The organism is Corynebacterium sp. UD i78, from assembly GCF_056280545.1.
Genome location: NZ_JBWCED010000001.1, coordinates 941,430 through 962,693 on the forward strand (window position 1 = coordinate 941,430; position 21,264 = coordinate 962,693).

Below are 21,264 nucleotides of genomic sequence, written 5' to 3' on the forward strand. Positions count from 1 at the left end.
GTGACCGACGTCTGGCGGGAGATCAGGGACGACGCGCCTTTCTGGGAACGGTTCGAGGAGAGCTCCGAGTTCCGTCCCAACTTCTATGACGGCTCGGCATCGGCGATCAGACTTCCCGCCGGATCGCTGATCGTCGGTCTGTCGCCTCTTTACGGAGTCGGTCCGGCCCGCTATGAGGCAGGTTACGCTGCTGTGCAGGCGGCCGGACGGTGACTACTGCATGCACATGACCCGTGACCTGCGGTGGGGTACCTTCGGCTATCCGTGGCAGCAGTCACTCACCATCTGGGGGTGCGATCTGGTCGGAACGCTGGGTGCGGATCTCGCGAGCCGGCTTCCCGCGCGGCAGGTTCTCTGAGTGTTGTCGATTGCCGACCCGCCGCTCACATGACTCGGGCGCTCCAGGGTGGTCCTGAACAGCCAGAACAGTCTGGAGCGCCCGAGTCGGAGAGTGGAAGGGACTACGCGCCCTGCCAGACTGTGTCGAACGGGGTGTTCGCGGTCACGCGGTACTCGATGCCGCGGGTCACGAGGTCCTTGGCGACGTGTACGGCGGTGGCGACGTCATTGCCCTTGGCCAGCTCCGCGGTGAGCGCAGCGGCAACGGTGCAGCCGGCACCGGAGACGCGCTGCTCGCCGACCTTCGGGACGGCGAACCGGGTGATCTCGTGGCCGTCCCAGAGGACATCCACGGCGTCCTCGCCCGGCAGTTCGACGCCACCCTTGGCCAGCACATAGGGGACCTTCTCGCCGATGCGCTTGGCTGCCTCCTCGAGATCCTCGACGGTCTCGATGCGTTCCATACCGGACAGGCTCTGGGATTCGAAGACGTTCGGGGTGACGACGGTGGCCAGCGGGAGGACCTTCTCCTTGAGGGCGTTGTCGGTGTCCAGCGCCGCGCCGGGCTCCTGGCCCTTGCAGATCAGCACCGGGTCGAGGACCAGGTTCTCCCAGGAACGCTCCGCGAGCTTCTCGGCGACGATCTCGATGGTCGCCGGAGTACCGAGCATGCCGACCTTGGCGGTCTTCATGTTCTCGACCGAGTGGGTGGCCAGAGCGGCCTCGAACTGTTCGGCGATGAGCTCCGGGTCGACCGGGTGGAAGCGGTGGCCCCACCCGTTGTTCGGGTCGAAGGCGACGATGCAGGACAGGGCACCGACGCCGTAGACGCCGAGCTGCTGGAAAGTCTTCAGGTCGACCTGGATGCCGGCGCCGCCGGTGGCTTCGGAACCGGCGATGACGAATGCGATGGGGGGGTTAGACATAGGCCAATCGTAAGTGACGCTGAGGGTCCGGAGTGTTCCGCCACGCCCGGGGCTACATCGCATGAACCGGATAAACAGTATGAACCGCCGTGACCTGCGGTAAAGGCAGATCACGGCGAGCAAGGTAGATCTCCGGGCGATCAGAGCCGGGGATCTAGGCCGGACGTAGCAGGCCGATGATCTGGCCGTCCTGGCCGCGGACGACCGTGACCACGCCGAAGTGGTCGACGGTCTTGACCCCGCCGAGCCACTGGTTGTCGCAGGCGATCATGGTGGACATGAACGGGTTGACGTGGGCGACGTTGCCGGTGACGGTGTAGGTCGAGCCGATGCCGTTGCAGCCGTCGGTGCCGGAGACCCGTCCGTTGTGGAAGGTCAACTCACCGTTGCCGGCCGGGTTCACGTCGACCCAACGTCCCGCGAACTGGAGGCTCGGCAGCGAGGACAGTGACCCCTCGGCAAGCGGTGAGGTGGCGTCAGGCAGGGCGGGGGCGGCCGTGGCTGCGGGGACTCCGGCGAGTCCCACTGCGGCGACGACCGCGGCCGTGCCGGTGACGACCCGACGGGTAAGTCGGGGATGGGTGGTGTGTGTCATTGTTCCTGCCACTCCTCATGGCGGTCGGAGACAGTTGACGCCGGTCACGGGATGCCGGTGTGACCGACGTCTCAGTTACTGCTATCGCGGTATCCCGGCGAATCGTTAACCATTGTCACATATCGGTGAGGGCAGGCCGACGTCACTGCCGGTAGGACGCCAGAAAGTTCCCCATGCGCTCCATTGCCGTGCCCAGCACGGTCTCTTCAGGCAGCAGTACGATGCGCAGGTGGTCCGGGGTGGGCCAGTTGAAGCCGGTGCCGTGGACCAGCAGGATATGCTCGCGCTCCAGAAGGTCCATGACCAGCTGTTCGTCGTCCCGGATCTGGTGGATCTCCGGATCCAACCGTGGGAAGGCGTAGAGCGCCCCGCGGGGCGTCACACAGCTCACCCCGTCCATCGCGGTCAACGAGGACGCCACGACGTCCCGGCTGCGACACAGTCGACCACCGGGGGCGGTCAGCCCACCGATCGACAGGTCGGCGTCCTCCTCGGATTCGGTACCACCCAGCGCGGCGACGATCGCCTGCTGGCCCGGCACATTCGCACACAGCCGGGTGGACGCCATGAGGTTGAGTCCGTGGAGGAAGTCCTCGGCGTGTTCCGTCGGACCGGTCACCACCATCCACCCGGCGCGGTAGCCGGCCAACCGGCTCGACTTCGACAGGCCTGAGTAGGTCAGTGTCAGTACGTCGGGGGCGACTGCGGCGAGATGGGTGTGGGTGGAGTCGTCATAGGTGATGACGTCGTAGATCTCATCGACGAGCAGGGTCAGGGAGTGGCGCCGGGCGATGTCTGCGATGCCGCGCAGGATATGTGGCGGATAGACCGCACCGGTGGGGTTGTTCGGGTTGATTACCACGATTGCCGTGGTCCGGTCGGTGATCCGTGCCTCCATGTCGGCGAGATCCGGGTTCCAGTCATCGGACCCGTCACACCTGTAGTGCACGGCAGTGCCGCCGGCGAGGGTGACCATGGCGGTCCACAGCGGGTAGTCAGGAGCCGGGACGAGGATCTCGTCGCCGGTGTCCACCAGTGCCTGGCAGGTCATGGTGATCAGTTCGGAGACCCCGTTGCCGAGGAACACCTGGTCGCGGTCGAGCTCCGGGAAGTCCGGGGCGGCGGCGTAGCGGGAGATGACGGCCTCCACCGCCTCCGGCAGTCCGCGGGAGTCCGAGTAACCGTGGGAGACGTCGAGAGTGTGTGCCATGCGCTCCACGATCGACGGGGGAGCGGTGAACCCGAACGGCTGGGGGTTGCCGATGTTGAGCTTGAGGATATCCGCGCCCTCGCGCTCCAAAGCGGTGGCACGGTCGGCCACCGGCCCACGGATCTCGTAGAGGACGTTGCGGAGTTTCGAGGACTGCCGTACCGGGCGCAGTAGCGGTTCTGCGCCATTTGCAATAGCGCTATCATGGTTTCTCATGTCTGACAGTAGCAGTTCGCGACTGACCGCAGAACTCCACACCTGGATCGCCGGACGCGCACCGGGCACCCGCCTGCCCTCCACCCGGGCCCTGGCGAAAGAACACGGACTCGGCCCGGTGACCGTCCAGGAGGCACTGCGCGCCCTCACCGCTGAAGGCCTTGTCGAGACCCGCCCCGGGGTCGGCACCTTCATCGCCTCGGCATCGGAGACCCGACGCGTCCGCCCGACCGACTTCTCCTGGCAGGTCGGGGCACTGGGGGAGACTGCCGGGCGGGTACCTGGTGGGCTCCGGTCCACTCCTGCCTCCGGGGTGCTGCGTCCTACCCCGGTGGACGCGGTGGCGCTGCACAACGGATACCCGGGCCGGGACCTCCTGCCCGAGAAAGCGGTCCGGCAGGCCCTGGGGCGTGCTGCCCGGTCGGACGCCGCGGTGACTGCCGCGCCGCGTGCCGGCCTGCAGGAACTGCGAAACTGGTTCGCCCAGGACCTCGCTGCACAGACCCCACCTGGCGTCACACCGGTCACCGCCACGGATGTCACGGTGCTGCCGGGCACACAGTCGGGGCTCTCGGCGATCTTCCGTGCAGTTTCCGGACCAGGTGAGCCGGTGGTGCTGGAATCTCCGACCTACTGGGGCGCGGTACTCACCGGACGGCAGACCGGCGTCCGGATGGTTCCGCTGCCCACGGGCCCCGACGGCCCCGATCCGACCGATCTGGACCGCATTTTCGCCAGGACCGGGGCGCGGCTGTTCTACGCCCAGCCGAGGTTCACCAACCCGACAGGGGCGGTGTGGTCCCCGGAGACCAGGAGCCGCATCCTCGAGGTCGTCGCACGGCACGGCGCCTTCCTTGTCGAAGACGACTGGGCGAGGGACTTCGCGATCGACGGCGCGGCGGCGTCCCTGTCACCGATGGCCGCCGGTGACGACTCCGGCCGGGTGATCTACCTGCGCTCCCTGTCGAAGTCACTGTCTCCGGCGCTACGGGTCGGCGCGGTCATCGCCCGTGGTCCGGTGCGCGAGCGGATCCTCGGCAACGTCGGCGCCTCGGCGATGTACGTCTCCCCGCTGCTCCAGGCCGCGGCCCTTGACGTCCTCGGGACGCCCGCCTGGCGCAGTCACCTCAGGACGCTGCCGGACCGTCTCGCACACCGGCGGGACCTGCTGGTCACCGCGGTGAGGACGCATCTTCCCGAGGCGGAGCTGACCGCGGTGCCCACCGGTGGCCTGAACCTGTGGCTGCGACTACCGGACGCGACGGACCTCGTCCGGCTCGTCACCGGCTGTGAAGCCCGGGGCGTGATCATCGCCGGTGGCGACGATCTCTTCCCGAGCGAGCCGACCGGCCGGTTCCTGCGGCTGAACTTCGCTGGCCCGGAGCCCGGACGCTACGGCGAGGCCGTGCAGATCCTCGGGGAGGTGCTGAGGGAACAGCTCAGAGCAGGGACTCGATGATCCGGGCGACGCCGTCATCGTCATTGGAGGTGGTGAGCTCGTCGGCGACGTCCTTCACCACGTCCTCGGCATTGGCGACGGCGACCCCGTGGCCGGCCCAGGCGAGCATCTCCCGGTCGTTGAGCCCGTCTCCGAAGGCCAGCACCTCGGAGCGGTCCACACCCAACCGGGTGCACAGCTGCGCCAGGCCGGAGGCCTTGGACACTCCCGCGGCCATGACCTCGACGAACGGAGCGCCGGACAGCGTCATCTCGAACTGACCGCTGTCCAGTTCACCGGAGTCCGCCAGCCCGCGGGTGATCGCGTAGAGATCCGGGCTTCCGAGAGTCTCGTGCCGGAATACCAGTTTCAGTGCGGACTCCCCGGTGACGACGTCGAGGGTCTCACCGTGCATCGTCGAGGGGTCGCGCTTGTGGTCGGAGAAGGTCGCCAGATCGGCGTACCCGTCCTGGGCGACGAAGCGCTCCCCGCCCTCCCGGACCGCGGCATAGCGGACCCCCGGCACGGCGGCATCGAGTACCGTGACGAACCGTGCGATGACCTCGGCCGGGACCTCATCGGAGAAGAGCAGTTCACGGGTGGTGAGGTGTACCCCGAAGGCACCGTTGCTGCACAGCGCCCACTGGTCGAAGCCGAGGATCGGCTGGAGGTGCCGCAGTCCCACCGGATTGCGGGCGGTAGCGGGGACGACGTGGATCCCGGCGGACGCCGCGGCGTCAAGTGCCTCCCGGGTTCGCGGACTCACCCCGCCGGCACTGTCGAGCAGGGTGCGGTCGAGGTCGGTGGCGATGAGCCGGGGTGCCGGGCGTGCACCGTCGGTCAGGTCGCTCACGCGGGGTCCGCGGGGATCAGCTCACCCAGTTCGATGCCGCCCTCGTTGGTCACCGAGAGGTGGTCCCCCTCATGATGCACCTCGTGCATCGACAGGATCCAGGCGCTCCACGGGCCGGAGCAGGCCATCATCGTGGTGGCGAAGGGCTCCACGGTGGCCATTGACCCTTCGCCACCGGACCCGGAGTCCAGCGCCCACTTCGCCACGAAGCGGTTGCAACCGTCCGTACCGGTCAGACTGCCGTCATCGGCGAAGGTGACCAGTGCGCCGCCGTCCGGGTCACGCCAGGAGCCGGTGTAGGCATCCGCGGTACCGGGGACGATCGGGATGTCGGGGTGTCCGGGCATGGTCATGGGCTCCTCTGTGTTGTCGTCGGGTGCTTCGCCGGTGGATTCCTCCGGCTGTACCGCACTCGGTGACGTCGGTGCCGCAGCTGAACTGTCATCTGCCGCTGAGCTGGTGGTCGCTGTGGTGGTTGTGTTGCTCTCCGCCGCATCGTCGTCGGAGTCGCTGCACGCGGCGAGGGACACCGCCAGCGTGACGGCGGGCAGTGCGGTCAGAAGACGTCTGTTCATGCTTCTACTCTGCCATGTTCTGTGCCATGTCCCCTGCCATGTCTTCTGACTCCGCCGGACGTCTACTGTGTGGTGACCTCCGACAGGGCCTCGTCGCGCAGGAACTCGCCCGAAAGGTCCACGGCCGGGGTGGAGGAGTCTGCCCCGGAGATGAAGGTGCAGAAGGCGACGTCGCCGACCACGCCGACGAACCACCCGTGGGCCGGGCCGCCGTCGACCTCGGCGGTGCCGGTCTTGCCGCCGAGCCCGTCGATGTCACTGAGCTGGGACGCCGTGCCCGATTCCACGGTCTCCCGCATCATCGACCGCAGTGACTCGACCACCGCCGGATCCATCGGCTCCGGAGACTGGTCAGCTTCCGTCTTCTCCCCGGTGACCAGGGACGGGGTGACCATCGTTCCGCCGTTGGCGACCGAGGCCTCCATCAGTGCCAGGCCGAAGGGGGAGGCGACGACCTCGCCCTGCCCGATGGCGGACTCCACCCGGGCGGCACCCTGGTCGGTGGTCGGCACCGAGCCGGTGACCGAGGTCATGCCCGGGGCGTCGAAGTCCACACCGAGGCCGTACTGTGCCGCGGTGTTCTTCAGGTCATCGGGCTCCAGGTCACGGGAGATCAGTGCCTGGGTCGTATTGCACGACTGTGCGAAGGCGGTGTGCAGCGGCACCTCGCCGAGTTCGAAGTCGTGGTCGTTGGGGATCGTGCGACCGTCGACATCGACACTCGCCGGGCAGGAGACCGTGTCATCGGCGTGGACGGTGCCGCGGGCCAGGGCGGCTGAGGTGGTGACTGTCTTGAATGTCGATCCGGGCGGGAAAAGCCCGGTGAGTGCCGGTGTGCCCTCAGCGGAGGCGGCGTCGTTCTGGGCGACGGCGAGGACTCCGCCGGTGGAGACCGACATGGCGACGATGGATGCGGGCTGGTCCACCCCGTCGAGCACACGGTTCGCCGCGGCCTGCATGCCGAGGTCCATGGTGGTGTGGACCGGATCGACCTGGTCGGCGTCCTTCTGGCCGAGCACCGTGGCCGGAGTGCCTTCGGCGTCGGCGACCGCGAGGGTCCAGCCGGCGGTGTCGTCGAGTTTCTCGGTCCAGTAGTCGGTGAGGCCGCCGTCGAGTGGGGAGGAGGACGCCGAGGCCGGCAGCAGGCGTCCGTCCTCACGGGTCGAGACGCCGGGGAGGCCGGTCATGGCGTCCTTCACCCTGTCCCAGTCCTCGGCGCGCAGGGAGAACAGGGCCACTTCTCCGTCGGCATCGCTGATCTGCGCTTCGGCGTCGGCGGTGTCGAAGTCCGGGATCGCGGGACGCACGGCGTCCGCCACGGCGTTGAGGTCGGTCTCGTCGGTGGCGGTGACCACGGTGACCGGTGTCCAGGACAGCTGGGGGTCGTTGCGGCGGTCGAGGACCTGCAGTCCGTAGTTCCGGTCGTCGGAATAGGTGAGGGTCGAGTCTGCGGTGAGATCGTCGGAGAACAGCGTCGGGTCCCAGGCGACCTTGTCACTGTCGCCGGTGGACAGGGTGCCGGTGGAGGTCACTTCGTCACCGGCGGGGACGGTCCAGGTGGCGGTGGTGGAGCCGTCGTCGTTGTCGAGGTGGAGGGTCGTCTCGCCGATGGACTCCTCCATGCCGGTCAGCCACGCTTCCGCGGCTTCCGGATCGGTGGTGTCGGAGGCGGCGTCCGCCCAGTTCCCCTCGTTGACCGCGGAGAGGAATCTGTCGGTCGGGGAATCCGTCCACGGCATCGAGCAACCGGAGAGGGCCACCGCGGAGACCGTGAGTACGGCGGCTGCGGCGAGGGACGCGGGGGACCGGGTCAGCAGAGACATGGGTCCAGGCTACGGATGACGGTGGCGCCCGGCAGAGCAACGGTGTACTTTCGTCGGCAACATCGTGAGGTCAGTCACAGTTACTCTCCGACCGGAAGGACCACCGTTTCATGCTGAGCAACGCCTTCTACACCGCCGAGACCCAGGGGCCCTATGAGACCGCCTCCATCGGGCGCCTGGAGCTGGAGGAAGGGGGAGTGATCGAGGACTGCTGGCTGGCCTACGCCACCGCCGGTGAACTCAACGAGGACAGGTCGAACGCCATCCTCATCCCCACCTGGTACTCCGGTACCCACGGCACCTGGTTCCAGCATTACATCGGGGAAGGGCACGCACTTGACCCGTCGACGTACTTCATCATCAGTGTGAACCAGATCGGCAACGGGATGTCGGTCTCCCCGTTCAACACGCGGGACGCCTCGATCGCGATGTCGAAGTTCCCGGACGTGCGCATCGGTGACGACGTTGTCGCCCAGGAACGTCTGCTGCGTGAGATGTTCGGCATCGAGGAGCTCTTCGCCGTCGTCGGTGGTTCCATGGGAGCCCAGCAGACCTATGAGTGGATTGTGCGCTTCCCGGACAAGGTGCACCGGGCCGCACCGATCGCCGGCACCGCGAAGAACACGCCACACGACTTCATCTTCACCGAGACGCTCAACGAGACCGTGACGGCGGATCCGGGTTTCAACGGCGGCGAGTACTCCTCGCACACCGAGGTCGCCGACGGTCTTCGCCGTCAGTCCCACCTGTGGGCGGCGATGGGCTTCTCCACTGAGTGGTGGAAACAGGAGGCATGGAAGGGGCTCGGGCTGGAGTCGGCGGAATCGGCACTGGCGGATTTCCTCGACCCGCTGTTCATGTCCATGGACCCGAATACGCTGCTCAACAATGCGTGGAAGTGGCAGCGTGGTGACGTCTCCCGGCACACCGACGGTGATCTCGCCGCCGCCCTGGGCCGGGTCACGGCGCTCACCTACGTCATGCCGATCAGCGAGGACATGTTCTTCCCGGTCCGTGACTGTGCTGCTGAGCAGGCCCTGATTCCCGGTAGCGAGCTGCACGTGATCGACGACATCGCCGGCCACCTCGGTCTGTTCAACCTCTCGCCGACCTACATGGAACAGGTGGATGCCGCCCTCGGTGAACTCTTCGGCAGGGAGACGTCGTAGAGTCTGGTCCTGTGAAAAGCCCCGTCGAGAACGCTGCCCCGGAATCCGCCGAGAAATACACCCACGGCCACGGCGACGCCGTGCTGGGCAACCACGCGCGGCGCACCGCCACCGATTCCCTGGCCTTCGCCCTGCCGTATCTCACGGCCGCGTCCCGGGTCCTCGACGTGGGCTGTGGTCCGGGGTCGATCACCCTGGACCTGGCGGCGATGATCGCCGGCCTCGGCGGTGCGGCGTCCCAGGTCACCGGTGTGGAGAACACACCGGTTCCGCTGGAGGCGGCTGCTGCCGCGGCTGAGGCGCGGGGAATCGGTGCACAGTTCCTGCCCGGGGACGTCTACCGGCTGCCATGTGAGGACGCCTCCTTCGATGTCGTGGTCGCCCACCAGGTCTTCCAGCATCTCACCGACCCGGTAGCCGCACTGCAGGAGTGCCTGCGTGTCACCGCACCGGGCGGGGTCATCGCCCTGCGGGACGCCGACTACGCCGCGATGTCCTACCACCCGGCCCCGCTGGGCCTGCGTGAGTGGACCCACCGCTACCGGGCGATGGCGCAGGCTAACGGGGCGGAGCCGGACGCCGGACGCCATCTCGTCGGTTGGGCGCTGGCCGCCGGCTGCAGGATCGAGGACCTCACCTACTCGACCTCCACCTGGGTCTGGTCGAACGCACCCGGCGGACGACCGACGGAAGACCTCGCAGACAGCTGGTGCGCACGGGTCAACGAGGAGCGCTTCCGTGACCAGCTCGCCGGTGTCCTGGGTACCTGGGACGCCGATGCGGTGGAGACCGCTGCCGGCCGGATCTGCCGCGGGTGGCGTGAGTGGGCCGATGACCCGGCCGCCATCTTCCTCATGCTGCACGGTGAGCTGCTGATCCGTCGCTGAGGTTCCGGTACGCGACGGGCGACGGAACTCTACGATGGGTCTCCGTGAGTGAAAACATGAATCAGCATCCGCCGTTCAGTGACGTCAGCGCGGTGACCCGGGTCGACGACAACCGCTGGACCGCGGACATCCATCCGGGCTGGACGATCCTGGGAAACCCCAACGGCGGATACCTGCAGGCACTGATGGTCAGGGCAGCATCCGACCTGGTCGCCGGGGAGCATCCGCACCCGGTCGCCGTATCCACCCACTTCCTCCGTGCGCCCCGGCCCGGGATCGTGGATCTGGAGGCGGAACTGCTCCGGGCCGGCAGGACGACAACACAGGTCCGGGCCCGGATGAGTCAGGGTGGGAAAGTGACCGGCGAGACCACCGTGACCTTCGGCGCGCTGGTGCAGTCTGCGGACGTGGGGCAGTCCGGGCAGTCCGGCATCTGGAACTCGGCCGGGCTTCCGCCGGCCCCGCACCCGGTCGAGGGCTGCGCGCCGTACCCGGCGGCAGGGGAGGAACCGCCCGTCGAGATCTACCGGCATGTCGGTCTGCGACCGGACCCCGGACAGCCGATGTTCACCACGGGAGAAGGACGCGGTGCCGGCGAGGCCCGGGCCTGGGTGGAGCTGCCCGGTGGGGAGGACTTCACCCCGGAAGCCCTCCTACTGGCGGCGGACGTACTACCCCCGGCGACCATGGACATCCGACCTGCCGGCTGGGTGCCGACCATCGAACTGACCACCTACATCCGGGCACTTCCGGCTCCGGGCCCGGTGAATGTCCTGCTCGTCGCCAACATGATTCTCGGCGACCGTGTCGATGAGACGGCGACGGTGTGGGATTCGACCGGTGCGATCGTGGCGCAGTCCCACCAGCTCGCCGGGATCCGTTTCTCCTGACCAGAAAATGATCACGAATCGGTAACATTACGTGTTAGGGTGTCACCTATGCGCACCCCTACCACGGTCATCCTCTCCCTCGCGGTGGCGGCCGCCGCCGTCCTCACCGCCCCACCCGCCTCCGCCGACAGCTCCCTGCCGTCGTCGACCGACGGATCTGCGTCCGGATCCGGAGCTGCCGGCTCCCTCTCCCCGGACAGTGTCGTCGACGGTATCGACGTCTCCAGCCACCAGCACAACGTGGCCCCGGTATCGGACTGGGTACAGGCCCGGTCAGCAGGTACCGATTTCGCCTATGTCAAGGCGACCGAGGGAACCGAGTACGTGAACCCGAACTGGTTCGGTGACATCAACCTGGCCCGCCTCACCGGGATCCGTGGCGGAAACTACCACTTCGCCCGACCGTCCGACGCCCCCGGGGATGCGGTCGCGCAGGCGAACATCTTCGCCACCGCCACGATCGGTTCACCTGCGCCGACCCTGGCACCGGTCCTTGATCTCGAGGACAGCGGCGGCCTGACTCCGGAGCAGCTCCAGTCCTGGGTCCGTGACTTCCTCACCACCCTCAAGCTGCGGACCGGACGGGACGCGGTGATCTACACCTACCCGAACTTCTGGAAGTCGGAGATGGGGGACACCGCCGAATTCGCCGACCACCCGCTGTGGATCGCCGACTACAACGGCGGCGACGCGCCCGAGGTTCCGGGCGGCTGGTCGACCTGGACGATCTGGCAGACCACCTCCACCGGAGAAGTCCCGGGTGTGGAGAGCCCGGTGGACCGGAACGTCTTCAACGGGAACATCCAGGGGCTGGACAGGCTGCTCGGGTAAACTCGTGGTTCAACCAGATCCGCGACCCGATGGAGAGCGACAGTTCCGATGAGTAACCAGTACCCCTACGGCAACGACGGTTACGACGACCAGACCCGTCAGTACCGCCGTGAGGACTACGGGCAGTCCCCCTACCGGCAGCAGGGGGGCCGGCAGCAGAGCTACCAGCAGCCCCAGTACCAGCAGCCCCAGTACCAGGACTCCTACGAGGACCGGGGGCCGACACTGCTGGCGGGGAAGTTCGAGGCCAAGAAGGTCTCGGTCAACCTCGTGCTGCTCGGCGTCCTGTCCGCGATTGTCACCTTCGCCGTGGTGCTCATCGTCGACCAGCTCATCGCCGTCGTCAGTGACACGGTGGCCCAGGGGCCGGGTGCCGCGGTGATCCACGGTGTGGTCGCCGGCATCCTCGGCGTCTTTGCCGGTCTGCTCTACATCCCGGTTTCCGGTACCGGCAACGAGGGGCTGTTCAACGCGGCGATCATCGCGCTGACCGTGGCTGCGGCCGTGTTCTACGTCATCTTCGGTGGCCTGCTGGACAAGGACTGGAAGACACTGCTGTCCCTGGCCGCGATCCTCTGTGCGGGAATCACCGCCTACGCCGCACCCTCTCGGATCGAGACCGCCCGGGTGCGGTAGGGGATGTCCGGGGGGCTCCGGGAAGGATCAGTCTTCTGCGTGATCCCGGAGGTAGGCGGGCGCCTGATTCGCGGCGGTACCCATGTGTTCGGCGGCTCTTCCGATGGGGCGCAGGAGCCCCGAGGACCGCGACCGCGCGGAGGAACTCCAGCGCGTGTTCCGGGACTTCCCGGAGGACAGGGACATGCGCCTGGAGGCCCATGCGTTCTCTGGTGAGTGGAAATGCTGCAGCGACATCGTCAGGCGTGATACGTTCCCCGCTACCGAGTGTCCAGCTCAGTGAACCCAGCAGCTGAATCAGGTAGGAGTATCCGTGGCCGGTACGTCGACGGTGATGAGCAGTCCACCGTCCCGGGCGTCCAGTGTGGTGACGAGGTAGTGCAGGAGATCGCGGGAATGTCTGTCGCCACGAGATCCTCCACCATGTCGTGGGACGACGTCACCCTGGATGCAGTCCAGCCGCGGTGTCGGGCCTCTTCTTCCAGCAGGTTGAGCAGGACGGTTTTTCCTGGGCATCGCGGTCCGCTGACCAGTGTTAACCGGTAGGGGGATCCGGGGCCTTCAAGAAAGGCGGGTCCGGCATTCATGGTCACCAGTTCCCGGCTGACGACGACGGTCGGGGTGATTCCGAAGCTGGGGCGGAACGGATTCCGGGATTCCATGGAGGCCTCCCGGTGTTCAGTACGTTCTGTGCGATCTGTACTATTTGTACGGTTTTGGAGAGCACAGGGGTGCCGGGGTGGGGGAGGCCTGGATTCTACGGGGAACCTGAGTAGGATGACCTGCGTCCACGCCCGTGAAGAAAGGTAAGCCTACATGTCGGCAACCCCCGATATTCCGCTCATTGATGTCGCTGTCTGGCGCACCGGGGACGCAGCCCAGCGGGCGGCCCTGGCCAGGCGTCTGGACCAGGCGATGCAGGATTCCGGTTTCTTCATGGTGAGCGGCCACGGGATCGACCCTGAACTCTCTGCCCGCGTCCGTGCGACGGCGAAGGAGTTCTTCCATCTGCCCGACGAGGTCAAGGAGCAGTACCGGACGCCGGTCGGCGGACGCGGCTGGATCCGCAGGGGAGACGAGGCCAACGCCTACTACGGCGAAGAGATCGACCCGGAGAAGGCCGACCTCAAAGAGACGCTCACCTTCGGCCGTGACTTCCGTACCGGGGATGCGGAGATCGACGCCGGGTACTTCGCGGAGAATGTCTACCCGGCCGAGGTCCCCGAGCTCCGGGAGTTGGTCCTGGCCTGGATCGACCAGGCCCGCACCCTCTACGTCGACCTGCTGGAGATGCTCGCCACCGCGCTCGGTCTCGATGAGCAGTACTTCGTGGAGCGGGCGTCCAAGTCGCCCAACACCTTCAACATCAACCGGTATCCGGCACTGTCGGTCGTTGGCCAGGCGCGCCAGGGTCAGTACCGCATCGCCCCGCACACCGACTGGGGCCTGGTGACCATACTTGACCGGCAGCCCGGCTACGGCGGACTCGAGGTCCAGACCCTCGACGGTGAGTGGGCGACCGCCCCCTTCGTCGAGGGTGCGATGACGATCAACATCGCCGATCTGCTGGCCCGATGGACCGGCGACCGGTGGCGTTCAACGAGGCACCGCGTCCTCGCACCGCCGAAAGAGTCCCCGGCCGAGGAGTTGTACAGCATCATCTGCTTCTGCGAGCCGGACATGGACCAGATCGTCGAGCCGTTCGCACCGCCGGTCGGTGGTGGTGTCCACTACGAGCCCGTTCGTGCCGCCGACTACTTCACCGAGCGCAATGACGCAGCGTCGGTGGGGGCGGACGTCGCCAGCTGACCGTGCCACCATGGGGACATGGCTGACACCGACACCACAGACACCACAGACACCGTCGATGTCGCCGGCCGCAGTGTCCGGTTCACCCATCCGGACAAGGTGATGTACCCGGCGACCGGGACGACCAAGCGCGACCTGGCGGACTATGTGCGGGCCGTGGCCCCGTGGTTCACCGCCCACGCCCACGACCGTCCCGCCACCCGCAAGCGCTGGGTGGAAGGGGTCGGCACGGCAGCAGACCCGGGGGTGTCCTTCTTCGAGCGCAATCTGCGCGACGGTACGCCGGAATGGGTGAGTACGCGCGAGTTCGACCACGAGCCCCGCACCGTCACCTACCCGCTGGTCAATGACGTCGCCACACTGGTCTGGCTGCTCCAGCTGGACGCCCTGGAGATCCACACCCCGCAGTGGCGCTACGGTCCCCGCGGCGGGATCCACGGGCCCGACCGGGCCGTCTTCGACCTCGACCCCGGGGAGGACGCCACGCTGGCCGACTGTGCCGGGGTTGCGCACCTGGTCAAGGAGAAGCTGGATGCCCGTGACCTGGTGTCAGTCCCGGTGACCACGGGAAGCCGGGGGATCCATGTCTATGCCGGGTTGACCGGGAGCCGGCGACCGGCCGCAGTGCGTGATCTCGTCCATTCCATCGCCGACGAGATCGCGCAGGAGCACCCTGAGCTGGTGACTTCGACGATGTCGAAGCAGCAGCGCCGGGGGAAGGTGCTCATCGACTGGAGTCAGAATGACGGCGTGAAATGCACCTGCGCGCCGTATTACCTGCGCGGCAGGTCTCAGCCGACGGTCGCGGCGCCGCGGTACTGGGAGGAGATCGACGCGGACGTCCGCCAGCTCGGCTACCGGCAGGTCATGGAACGGCTGCTCACCGAGGGCGACCCCATGGCGTCGTTGCTCGACAGGGAGGACGGTGGTCCCGCCTTCGTCGTCCAGGAGCATGACGCCACCAGTCTGCACCAGGATCTCCGGCTGGAGCATGGCGGCGTCCTCGTGTCCTGGGCGCTGCCGAAGGGTGTTCCGGAGTCGACGGAGCAGGACCGTCTCGCGGTGCAGACTCCGGACCATCCGCTGGAGTACGCGTCCTTCGAGGGACGCATCGGGGAGGGGAACCCGGGTGCCGGCACCGTGACAATCCGGGACGCCGGCAGCTACGTCCTGCACTCATGGGGTGAGGACAAGATCGTCGTGTCGTTGCAGGGCCACCGGGGACACGAGAGTCACAGCACCAGCCTGCTCGGTGGTGAGTCGCGGAAGTTCGCCCTGATCAGGACGGAGATGGACGGCAACCCGGACAACTGGCTGATGCACCGGATGGCCTGATGAACCGTCAGTTCCCGTCGATCGCGGCGTTGAGCCGCTCGACTTTGCCGGTGATCTCCCCGGACCGACCCGGGCGCAGGTCGGCCTTGAGCACCAGCGAGACCCTGGGGGAGACTTCGGCGACGGCCTCGCAGGCCCGCTTGATCACGGGCATGACCTCGTCCCAGTCACCCTCGACGGTGGTGAACATCGACGAGGTCTCCTGGGGCAGGCCGGAGTCACGGACGACCTCCACGGCCCGGGCGACGATGTGGGACATCGAGCCGTCCGGTTCCGGGGTCGTGGACGGGGCAATGGAAAAAGCGAAGAGCATGCCCCGAGGCTGCTCCTAGAGGCCGAGCTTGTCCAGTCCGGCACGCAGGCGCTCGACAGTGCCGTCGACATCCTGCAGCTTGTCCAGGCCGAACAGTCCCAGGCGGAAGGTGGAGAAATCCTCGCGCTCACCGCACTGCAGCGGCACGCCGGAGGCGACCTGGATACCGGCCTCCTTGAACTTTGCGCCGGACTTCACCGCGGGGTCATCGGTGTAGGCCACGATCACGGACGGGGCGGCGAAGCCCTCGGCGGCGATCGGGGAGATGCCACGGGAGGTCAGCAGCTCGGTGACCTTCTCGCCGAGTTCGATCTGGGCGGCGCGGAGCTTCTCCAGTCCGATCTCGCGGGCTTCGACCATGAGTTCGGCGTTGTGCGCGAGCGAGTCGGTCGGCATGGTGGCGTGGTACGGGGTGGTGCCCTCGACGTAGGAGTCGGCGATGGTCAGCCACTTCTTCAGGTCGATGGCGAAGCTGGTGGAGGTGGTCTCCTCGACGGCCTTCCGGCCGGCCTCGCTGAGCATGACGTAACCGGCACACGGGGTACCGGACCAGCCCTTCTGCGGGGCACTGACCAGGACGTCGACACCGGCGTCGGTTATGGAGACCCAGGAGGCGCCGGAGGCGACACAGTCGAGGATGAACAGGGCACCGACCTCGTGGGCGGCCTCACCGAGGGCACGGAGGTAGTCGTCGGGGAGCTGGATACCGGCGGCGGTCTCCACGTGCGGGGCGATGACGACCTGCGGCTTCTGCTCACGGATCGTGGCGGTGACCTCGTCGATCGGGGCGGGGGACCAGGGTGAGGTGGTGGCGTCCTCGGCCTGGCTGGCGGTCAGCACCGTGATATCGTCGGTGATCCTGCCGGCGTCGATGATCTGGGACCAGCGGAAGGAGAACAGGCCGTTGCGCACGATGAGGGTCTTCCGGTCAGTCACGAGCTGACGGGCGACGGCCTCCATGCCGTAGGAACCGCCACCGGGGACGATCGCGACAGCTGAGGCGTCGTAGGCGTCCTTGAGTACGGAGATGATGTCCTGCATGACGCCGACGAAACGCTTCGACATGTGGTTCAGGGACCGGTCGGTGAAGACGACGGAGTACTCCAGCAGACCGTCCGGATCGATGTCAGTGTGGGGAAGTGTCATGGGTAACATTTTGGCACATGACGATCTACCACATTGCCGCAAGGTCCTCCTGGGACGCCGCCGTCGCCACCGGTGAATACCGGGTGTCCACCCTCGAGCAGTCCCTCGACGAGGTGGGGTTCATCCACGCCTCCTTCGCCGACCAGATCGCGGGAACTGCAGACCGGTTCTACCGCCCGGCAGCCGAGGCCGGCGTCCGGCTGTGCGTCCTGGTTGTCGACGAGGACGCCGTGCGCGCTGCCGGAACTGAGATCCTCGAGGAAGAGGCCGGAAACGGCCAGCGGTTCCCGCACATCTACGGCCCGCTGGCGACCGACTGTGTCAGTGAGGTCAGGGAGGCCGGATTCGGTCCGGACGGGGAGTTCCACTACTGACCCGTCATCACTTCGACCTGCAGTAACGGAGAATCGTCCGCCAGGTAGTCTGGAGTGGTCGGTAGTCAGCTGCAGGTGGATGGAGAGTGCGTCAATGGGTGGTCGTGTGAGTGGTCGGTTCCGGCGGACCGCGGTGGGCGAGATGCTGTCGGGGGTCGTGCGGATGGACCGGGACGTGTTCGACGCGGTCGCCGGAGCTGAGAATCCACGCCTGGACGCCTTCCTGCCCAGACTCACCGGTGCAGCCGACTACTCGAAGCTGTGGATCGGGATCGCCGGTGCGATGGCCCTGACCGGGAACCCCCGGACCCAGCGGGCGGCGACGCGTGGGCTGGTCAGCGTGGCCGGCACCAGTCTCATCGCCAACCAGGTGGCGAAGCGCTGGTGGCGGCGGCAGCGACCGGGGCACGGGTCGGTGAAGGTGGCACGTCAGATCCGTCGGTACCCGAAGTCGAGTTCCTTTCCCTCGGGACACTCCGCCAGTGCCGCAGCCTTCGCGTCCGGTGTGGCGGTGGAGGCCCCGGGGCTCGGAGCAGGGGTAGGTGCCCTGGCAGGTCTCGTCGGTTTCTCCCGGGTGTACACCGGCGCGCACTATCCCGGCGATGTGCTGGCCGGATTCGGTCTCGGTGCGCTGATCACCGCGATCGGAGCGAAAATCGTGCCGCCGCCGGTGGTGCCGGACATCTCCGGGGTTGAAACGCATATTGTCGATGCGCCGGCGCGTCCTGAAGGTGAAGGACTGGTCCTTGTCGTGAACCCGGCCTCGGGCGGTGGGACAGGGGAGAGGGTCCTCAAGGAGGTCGAGAAGGCGCTTCCGGCCGCCGAAATCGTCACCCTCGGGCCGGACGATGACGTCGAACTGGTCCTGGAGGACGCCGCATCCCGGGCTGAGGTGCTCGGCATCGCCGGTGGCGACGGCACCGTGGCCGCAGCCGCGGGTGTCGCACGTGCCGCGGACAAGCCGCTGGCGGTGTTCCCGGGCGGCACGTTCAACCACTTCGCCAAGCAGATCGACTGCGCCACGACCGACCGGACCATCGCCGCGGTGAAGTACGGGACGGTGGAGAAGGTGGATGTCGTCACGCTCAACGGTGGGACCACGCTGCTGAACACCGCGAGCATCGGGATCTACCCGCGGTTCGTCGAGATCCGGGAGAAGTACGAGGGGAAGACAGGCAAGACCGTGGCTGCGGTCATCGCCGCCTGGCGGGTGCTGAAGGACGAGAATGCCGTCGAGATCAGGTACGACGGCAAGACCCTGAAGACCTCGCTGTTCTTCCTCGGTAACTCGCTGTACCAGCCGTCGGGGTTCGCCCCGGTCGACCGGGCGACGATCGAGGACGGACTGCTCGATGTGCGGATGCTGGAGACCGGTCGTCGGTTCTCACGGCTGCGTACCGTGGTGGCGCTGCTGAGCGGAAATCTGGGTCGCAGTCCCCTGTACCACGAGCTGCACCGCCCGGAGTTCCACTGCGAGATCCTCAGTGAGCCCACCGAGGTCGCCTACGACGGCGAGGTCGGGGACAAGGTCTCGGAGCTGGACTTCGTCGCGCACTACCGGGTGCTGTCGGTCTACCGGCCCTGAGGCTGACCGTACTCATTCGAACTGACACTTTCTCATTCATTCTGACGCCAGCGACCTGGGTGTTTACTCCGCCGCGGGTGGTTTTTACCACCGAGGTGTCTCAGGTGATCTGACATTTCCGTACCGATAGCTTTGTCCAGTTCTGCGCAGGGGCTACCTGGCTCTCTGCTTGCCATCGGACTCCGCAGCCGGATGGATGACCACCAGGTGGGTGACGCCGCCCTGGCTCACACAGTCTTCGGCCATCTGGAACACCTGTCGGTGGAAGTCCTCGTCGGATACTGCCGCGTTCACAGAGCTCAGCACCGGGATGTAGGAGAACGGGTCTGCTACGCGTGTGGGTGACATCTGATCTAGTTGCCCCTACTGGGCGGCCTGGAGAATTGATTCCCATGGCCAAGCGCTACCCCCGGGGATTCTGTGACGACGTTGTCCGCGGCGTCAGGGCATCGGTTATTCACCGTCCGTGTAAGGACTGGGCTCTCCAGCACATCTCCTGCGTCGTTCTGGTCGTCGCCGTCAAGGTTGATCAGGACGCGTGTGCGGTCGGTGATGTTGACGGGCAGTTGGCGAAGCGACATGTCCCTGACTCCTGATTCCTCGTGTATCGGCGAGGCTATCTCAGGATCAGTGAGAGAAGAGGGGGTAATCCGTACTGTCTCGTGTCACGTGCGAAAAATCTCGACATGACTGAGACGGGACAACAGGGGCGGGAGTCGGCTCTGGCTCTCTCGCTCTAAAATGTCATAATGTATATTATCGGCTAATCAGAGTGGGGTGCCGGGAGTGAGGTTCTGCGGTGACACCGACGATGTTGTGTCGCCGCTGTGCCGGCACCGTATCCCACTCGTGCCCTTGCCTGCCGCTCTGACTGGTGCGGACTGCTGTGCCATCTGGTTGTGGCCGCCGCCTTCGACCCGTGACGGATTGCCGGCCCCGGGCGTCACGGCCGGATGGCGCTGAACCGAACCGGACGGCACTGTCATCCTCGTTGTCGGACTGCGCTCAGCACCTTTGAAGCCCTGATCTCCCGTTCTTTGTCCGCCCTTCCGGTAGCCTCTAATTACGTCACAGTGACGTTTATGGTGGAGCATTCCTCTCCATGCGGCACCAGGATTTCAACCCCCGTCGACATCTTCTGACCGCCGCGTCATACTGGATGTCATGCACGTCACCTACACGACCGCGACCACCGTCAACGGATTCCTCGCCACCGAGGACGACTCGCTCGACTGGCTCTTCGCCGTCGGCGGCGAGACTCCCGAACTCGGCGCCCTGATGGACGCGACGACTGTTCTCGTCATGGGCTCGCACACCTACGAATGGCTGCTGTGCGACCAGGACCTCATCACGCAGCCTGAGGCATGGACCGCATCCTTCGGCACCCGACCTGTCATCGTCTTCACCTCACGGGAGCTGCCGGCACCGCAAGGTGCCGACGTCCGCTTCGTTGACGGTACCGTCGGCGACAACGCCGACATGCTGCAGGACGCCGCGGGCGACGGCACCGTCTGGGTGATGGGTGGCGGAGACCTGGCCGGTCAGTTCCTCGACGCCGGACTTCTCGACGAGATCACCCTCCATCTCAGCCCGGTTTTCCTCGCGAACGGAAAGTCACTGCTCCCGCGGGACCTGGCCTCGGATCAGCTCACTCTGGTCCGGGCCCGGCAGATCGGTCAGTTCATCGAGGCGACCTGGCGTATCAGTCATTCCTGAGCGCTTCTGCCAGACAGTGGCCGGTGCCCGACCGGGAACCGACCCGGACCAGCTCAGCCGGTGTGCCCTCGAAGACGACCTGACCGCCGTTGTCACCTGCGCCCGGACCGATGTCGATGACGTGGTCGGCATGCGCGATGACCTGCTGATTATGCTCGATAAGTACGAGTGATCCACCAGCGTCCACCAGCGCATCGAACAGGTCCAGTAGTCGACGGACATCCGCGGCGTGCAGTCCTGTCGTCGGCTCATCGAGGATCAGGCGTAGTGGTGCGTCCCCGCTGATACTGCCGAGATGTCGGGACAGGAGCAGCCGTTGACGTTCTCCGCCGGACAGTCCGTCGAGTGTCCGGCCGGCCGCCAGATACCCCAGGCCCACCCGGTCGACCCAGCGCAGTCGCGCCGCATCTGCCGGACCGAGCAGCTCGGCGACCTCGGAAGGACGCAGCGCCTCCACATCGGCTATCGTGTACCCACCCACAGTCACGGACAGGGCTTTCTGGTTGAACCCCGACCCTCTGCAAGCCTCACAGGGCGTCCTCGTGTCTTCCATGAAGGCCAGGTCAGTGGTGATTTCCCCGGTGCCACGGCACTCGGG

Annotated in this window: 23 protein-coding genes; 14 read left to right on the plus strand and 9 right to left on the minus strand. The window is 66.7% G+C overall.

The features are described from left to right. Positions 1-213: a hypothetical protein gene (locus ACZ9GM_RS04450; protein WP_291475879.1), complete on the plus strand. Its 213-nt coding sequence runs from the start codon at positions 1-3 to the stop codon at positions 211-213. Between the two features lie 13 nt (positions 214-226). After that, positions 227-358, plus strand: coding sequence for a DUF2716 domain-containing protein (locus ACZ9GM_RS04455; protein WP_476038311.1), 132 nt, complete (start codon positions 227-229; stop codon positions 356-358). 103 nt (positions 359-461) lie between these two features. Here the strand turns inward: ACZ9GM_RS04455 and ACZ9GM_RS04460 are convergent, their stop codons facing one another. From ACZ9GM_RS04460 to ACZ9GM_RS04470, 3 genes are all read right to left on the minus strand, one after another. Continuing rightward, on the minus strand, positions 462-1,265 hold the full coding sequence (locus ACZ9GM_RS04460; RefSeq protein ID WP_291475877.1) for a hydroxymethylpyrimidine/phosphomethylpyrimidine kinase: 804 nt from the start codon (positions 1,263-1,265) through the stop codon (positions 462-464). Between the two features lie 154 nt (positions 1,266-1,419). Further along, entirely contained in the window at positions 1,420-1,860 is a 441-nt protein-coding gene (locus ACZ9GM_RS04465; RefSeq protein ID WP_476037337.1) for an META domain-containing protein, read from the minus strand. 142 nt (positions 1,861-2,002) lie between these two features. After that, the gene (locus tag ACZ9GM_RS04470) at positions 2,003-3,286 is read right to left on the minus strand and encodes a pyridoxal phosphate-dependent aminotransferase (protein WP_476037338.1); all 1,284 of its coding nucleotides are present in this window, start codon (positions 3,284-3,286) and stop codon (positions 2,003-2,005) included. On the opposite strand from ACZ9GM_RS04470, the gene ACZ9GM_RS04475 reads away from it, so the two are divergent. Beyond that, positions 3,285-4,745, plus strand: a complete 1,461-nt coding sequence (locus ACZ9GM_RS04475; RefSeq protein WP_291475872.1) for an aminotransferase-like domain-containing protein — start codon at positions 3,285-3,287, stop codon at positions 4,743-4,745. The two genes, ACZ9GM_RS04470 and ACZ9GM_RS04475, sit on opposite strands and share 2 nt — an antisense overlap. On the opposite strand, the gene ACZ9GM_RS04480 is transcribed toward ACZ9GM_RS04475, so the two are convergent. The 3 genes from ACZ9GM_RS04480 to ACZ9GM_RS04490 form a co-directional block, all read right to left on the minus strand. Beyond that, the gene (locus ACZ9GM_RS04480; RefSeq protein WP_291475870.1) at positions 4,726-5,577 is read right to left on the minus strand and encodes a Cof-type HAD-IIB family hydrolase; all 852 of its coding nucleotides are present in this window, start codon (positions 5,575-5,577) and stop codon (positions 4,726-4,728) included. The genes ACZ9GM_RS04475 and ACZ9GM_RS04480 overlap by 20 nt on opposite strands. Beyond that, complete coding sequence (locus ACZ9GM_RS04485; protein ID WP_291475868.1) at positions 5,574-6,152, minus strand: META domain-containing protein; 579 nt, start codon at positions 6,150-6,152, stop codon at positions 5,574-5,576. Before ACZ9GM_RS04485 ends, ACZ9GM_RS04480 begins: the two co-directional genes overlap by 4 nt. Positions 6,153-6,214: 62 nt before the next feature. Next, positions 6,215-7,975 (minus strand): penicillin-binding transpeptidase domain-containing protein, encoded by a 1,761-nt coding sequence (locus ACZ9GM_RS04490; protein WP_291475866.1) that lies wholly within the window; start codon positions 7,973-7,975, stop codon positions 6,215-6,217. A 110-nt stretch (positions 7,976-8,085) separates the two neighbouring features. Here ACZ9GM_RS04490 and ACZ9GM_RS04495 point away from each other — a divergent pair, with 110 nt between their 5' ends. The 7 genes from ACZ9GM_RS04495 to ligD all read left to right on the plus strand — a co-directional run bounded on the left by ACZ9GM_RS04495 (position 8,086) and on the right by ligD (position 15,532). Next, positions 8,086-9,144: an alpha/beta fold hydrolase gene (locus tag ACZ9GM_RS04495; RefSeq protein WP_291475864.1), complete on the plus strand. Its 1,059-nt coding sequence runs from the start codon at positions 8,086-8,088 to the stop codon at positions 9,142-9,144. 11 nt (positions 9,145-9,155) lie between these two features. Beyond that, positions 9,156-10,031, plus strand: coding sequence for a class I SAM-dependent methyltransferase (locus ACZ9GM_RS04500; protein ID WP_291475862.1), 876 nt, complete (start codon positions 9,156-9,158; stop codon positions 10,029-10,031). Between the two features lie 44 nt (positions 10,032-10,075). Next, complete coding sequence (locus ACZ9GM_RS04505; protein ID WP_476037339.1) at positions 10,076-10,921, plus strand: thioesterase family protein; 846 nt, start codon at positions 10,076-10,078, stop codon at positions 10,919-10,921. Between the two features lie 48 nt (positions 10,922-10,969). Beyond that, positions 10,970-11,752, plus strand: a complete 783-nt coding sequence (locus tag ACZ9GM_RS04510; protein ID WP_291475859.1) for a glycoside hydrolase family 25 protein — start codon at positions 10,970-10,972, stop codon at positions 11,750-11,752. 48 nt (positions 11,753-11,800) lie between these two features. Beyond that, positions 11,801-12,388: a hypothetical protein gene (locus tag ACZ9GM_RS04515; protein WP_291475858.1), complete on the plus strand. Its 588-nt coding sequence runs from the start codon at positions 11,801-11,803 to the stop codon at positions 12,386-12,388. Between the two features lie 816 nt (positions 12,389-13,204). Continuing rightward, a complete protein-coding gene (locus tag ACZ9GM_RS04520) occupies positions 13,205-14,197 on the plus strand; it encodes an isopenicillin N synthase family dioxygenase (RefSeq protein ID WP_291475856.1) in 993 nt (330 codons plus the stop codon). A gap of 18 nt (positions 14,198-14,215) precedes the next feature. After that, positions 14,216-15,532: a non-homologous end-joining DNA ligase gene (ligD, locus tag ACZ9GM_RS04525; protein WP_291475854.1), complete on the plus strand. Its 1,317-nt coding sequence runs from the start codon at positions 14,216-14,218 to the stop codon at positions 15,530-15,532. A 7-nt stretch (positions 15,533-15,539) separates the two neighbouring features. Here ligD and ACZ9GM_RS04530 read toward each other — a convergent pair whose 3' ends face one another. Together ACZ9GM_RS04530 and ACZ9GM_RS04535 are read right to left on the minus strand one after the other, a co-directional pair. Beyond that, positions 15,540-15,845, minus strand: coding sequence for a thiamine-binding protein (locus tag ACZ9GM_RS04530; protein ID WP_291475852.1), 306 nt, complete (start codon positions 15,843-15,845; stop codon positions 15,540-15,542). A 15-nt stretch (positions 15,846-15,860) separates the two neighbouring features. Continuing rightward, positions 15,861-16,991, minus strand: coding sequence for an aminotransferase class V-fold PLP-dependent enzyme (locus tag ACZ9GM_RS04535; protein WP_476037340.1), 1,131 nt, complete (start codon positions 16,989-16,991; stop codon positions 15,861-15,863). Between the two features lie 17 nt (positions 16,992-17,008). Between ACZ9GM_RS04535 and ACZ9GM_RS04540 the strand changes: the two genes are divergently transcribed. Next, positions 17,009-17,365 carry a DUF952 domain-containing protein gene (locus tag ACZ9GM_RS04540; protein WP_291475848.1) on the plus strand — a complete coding sequence of 119 codons (357 nt, stop codon included), beginning with the start codon at positions 17,009-17,011 and terminating at the stop codon, positions 17,363-17,365. A gap of 94 nt (positions 17,366-17,459) precedes the next feature. Beyond that, positions 17,460-18,950, plus strand: a complete 1,491-nt coding sequence (locus ACZ9GM_RS04545) for a bifunctional phosphatase PAP2/diacylglycerol kinase family protein (RefSeq protein WP_291475846.1) — start codon at positions 17,460-17,462, stop codon at positions 18,948-18,950. A gap of 153 nt (positions 18,951-19,103) precedes the next feature. On the opposite strand, the gene ACZ9GM_RS04550 is transcribed toward ACZ9GM_RS04545, so the two are convergent. Beyond that, entirely contained in the window at positions 19,104-19,298 is a 195-nt protein-coding gene (locus ACZ9GM_RS04550; RefSeq protein ID WP_291475844.1) for a hypothetical protein, read from the minus strand. Between the two features lie 44 nt (positions 19,299-19,342). Between ACZ9GM_RS04550 and ACZ9GM_RS04555 the strand changes: the two genes are divergently transcribed. Further along, entirely contained in the window at positions 19,343-19,546 is a 204-nt protein-coding gene (locus tag ACZ9GM_RS04555; RefSeq protein ID WP_291475842.1) for a hypothetical protein, read from the plus strand. A gap of 568 nt (positions 19,547-20,114) precedes the next feature. Next, on the plus strand, positions 20,115-20,666 hold the full coding sequence (locus tag ACZ9GM_RS04560; RefSeq protein ID WP_291473776.1) for a dihydrofolate reductase family protein: 552 nt from the start codon (positions 20,115-20,117) through the stop codon (positions 20,664-20,666). The last annotated feature ends 598 nt before the right edge of the window (positions 20,667-21,264 follow it).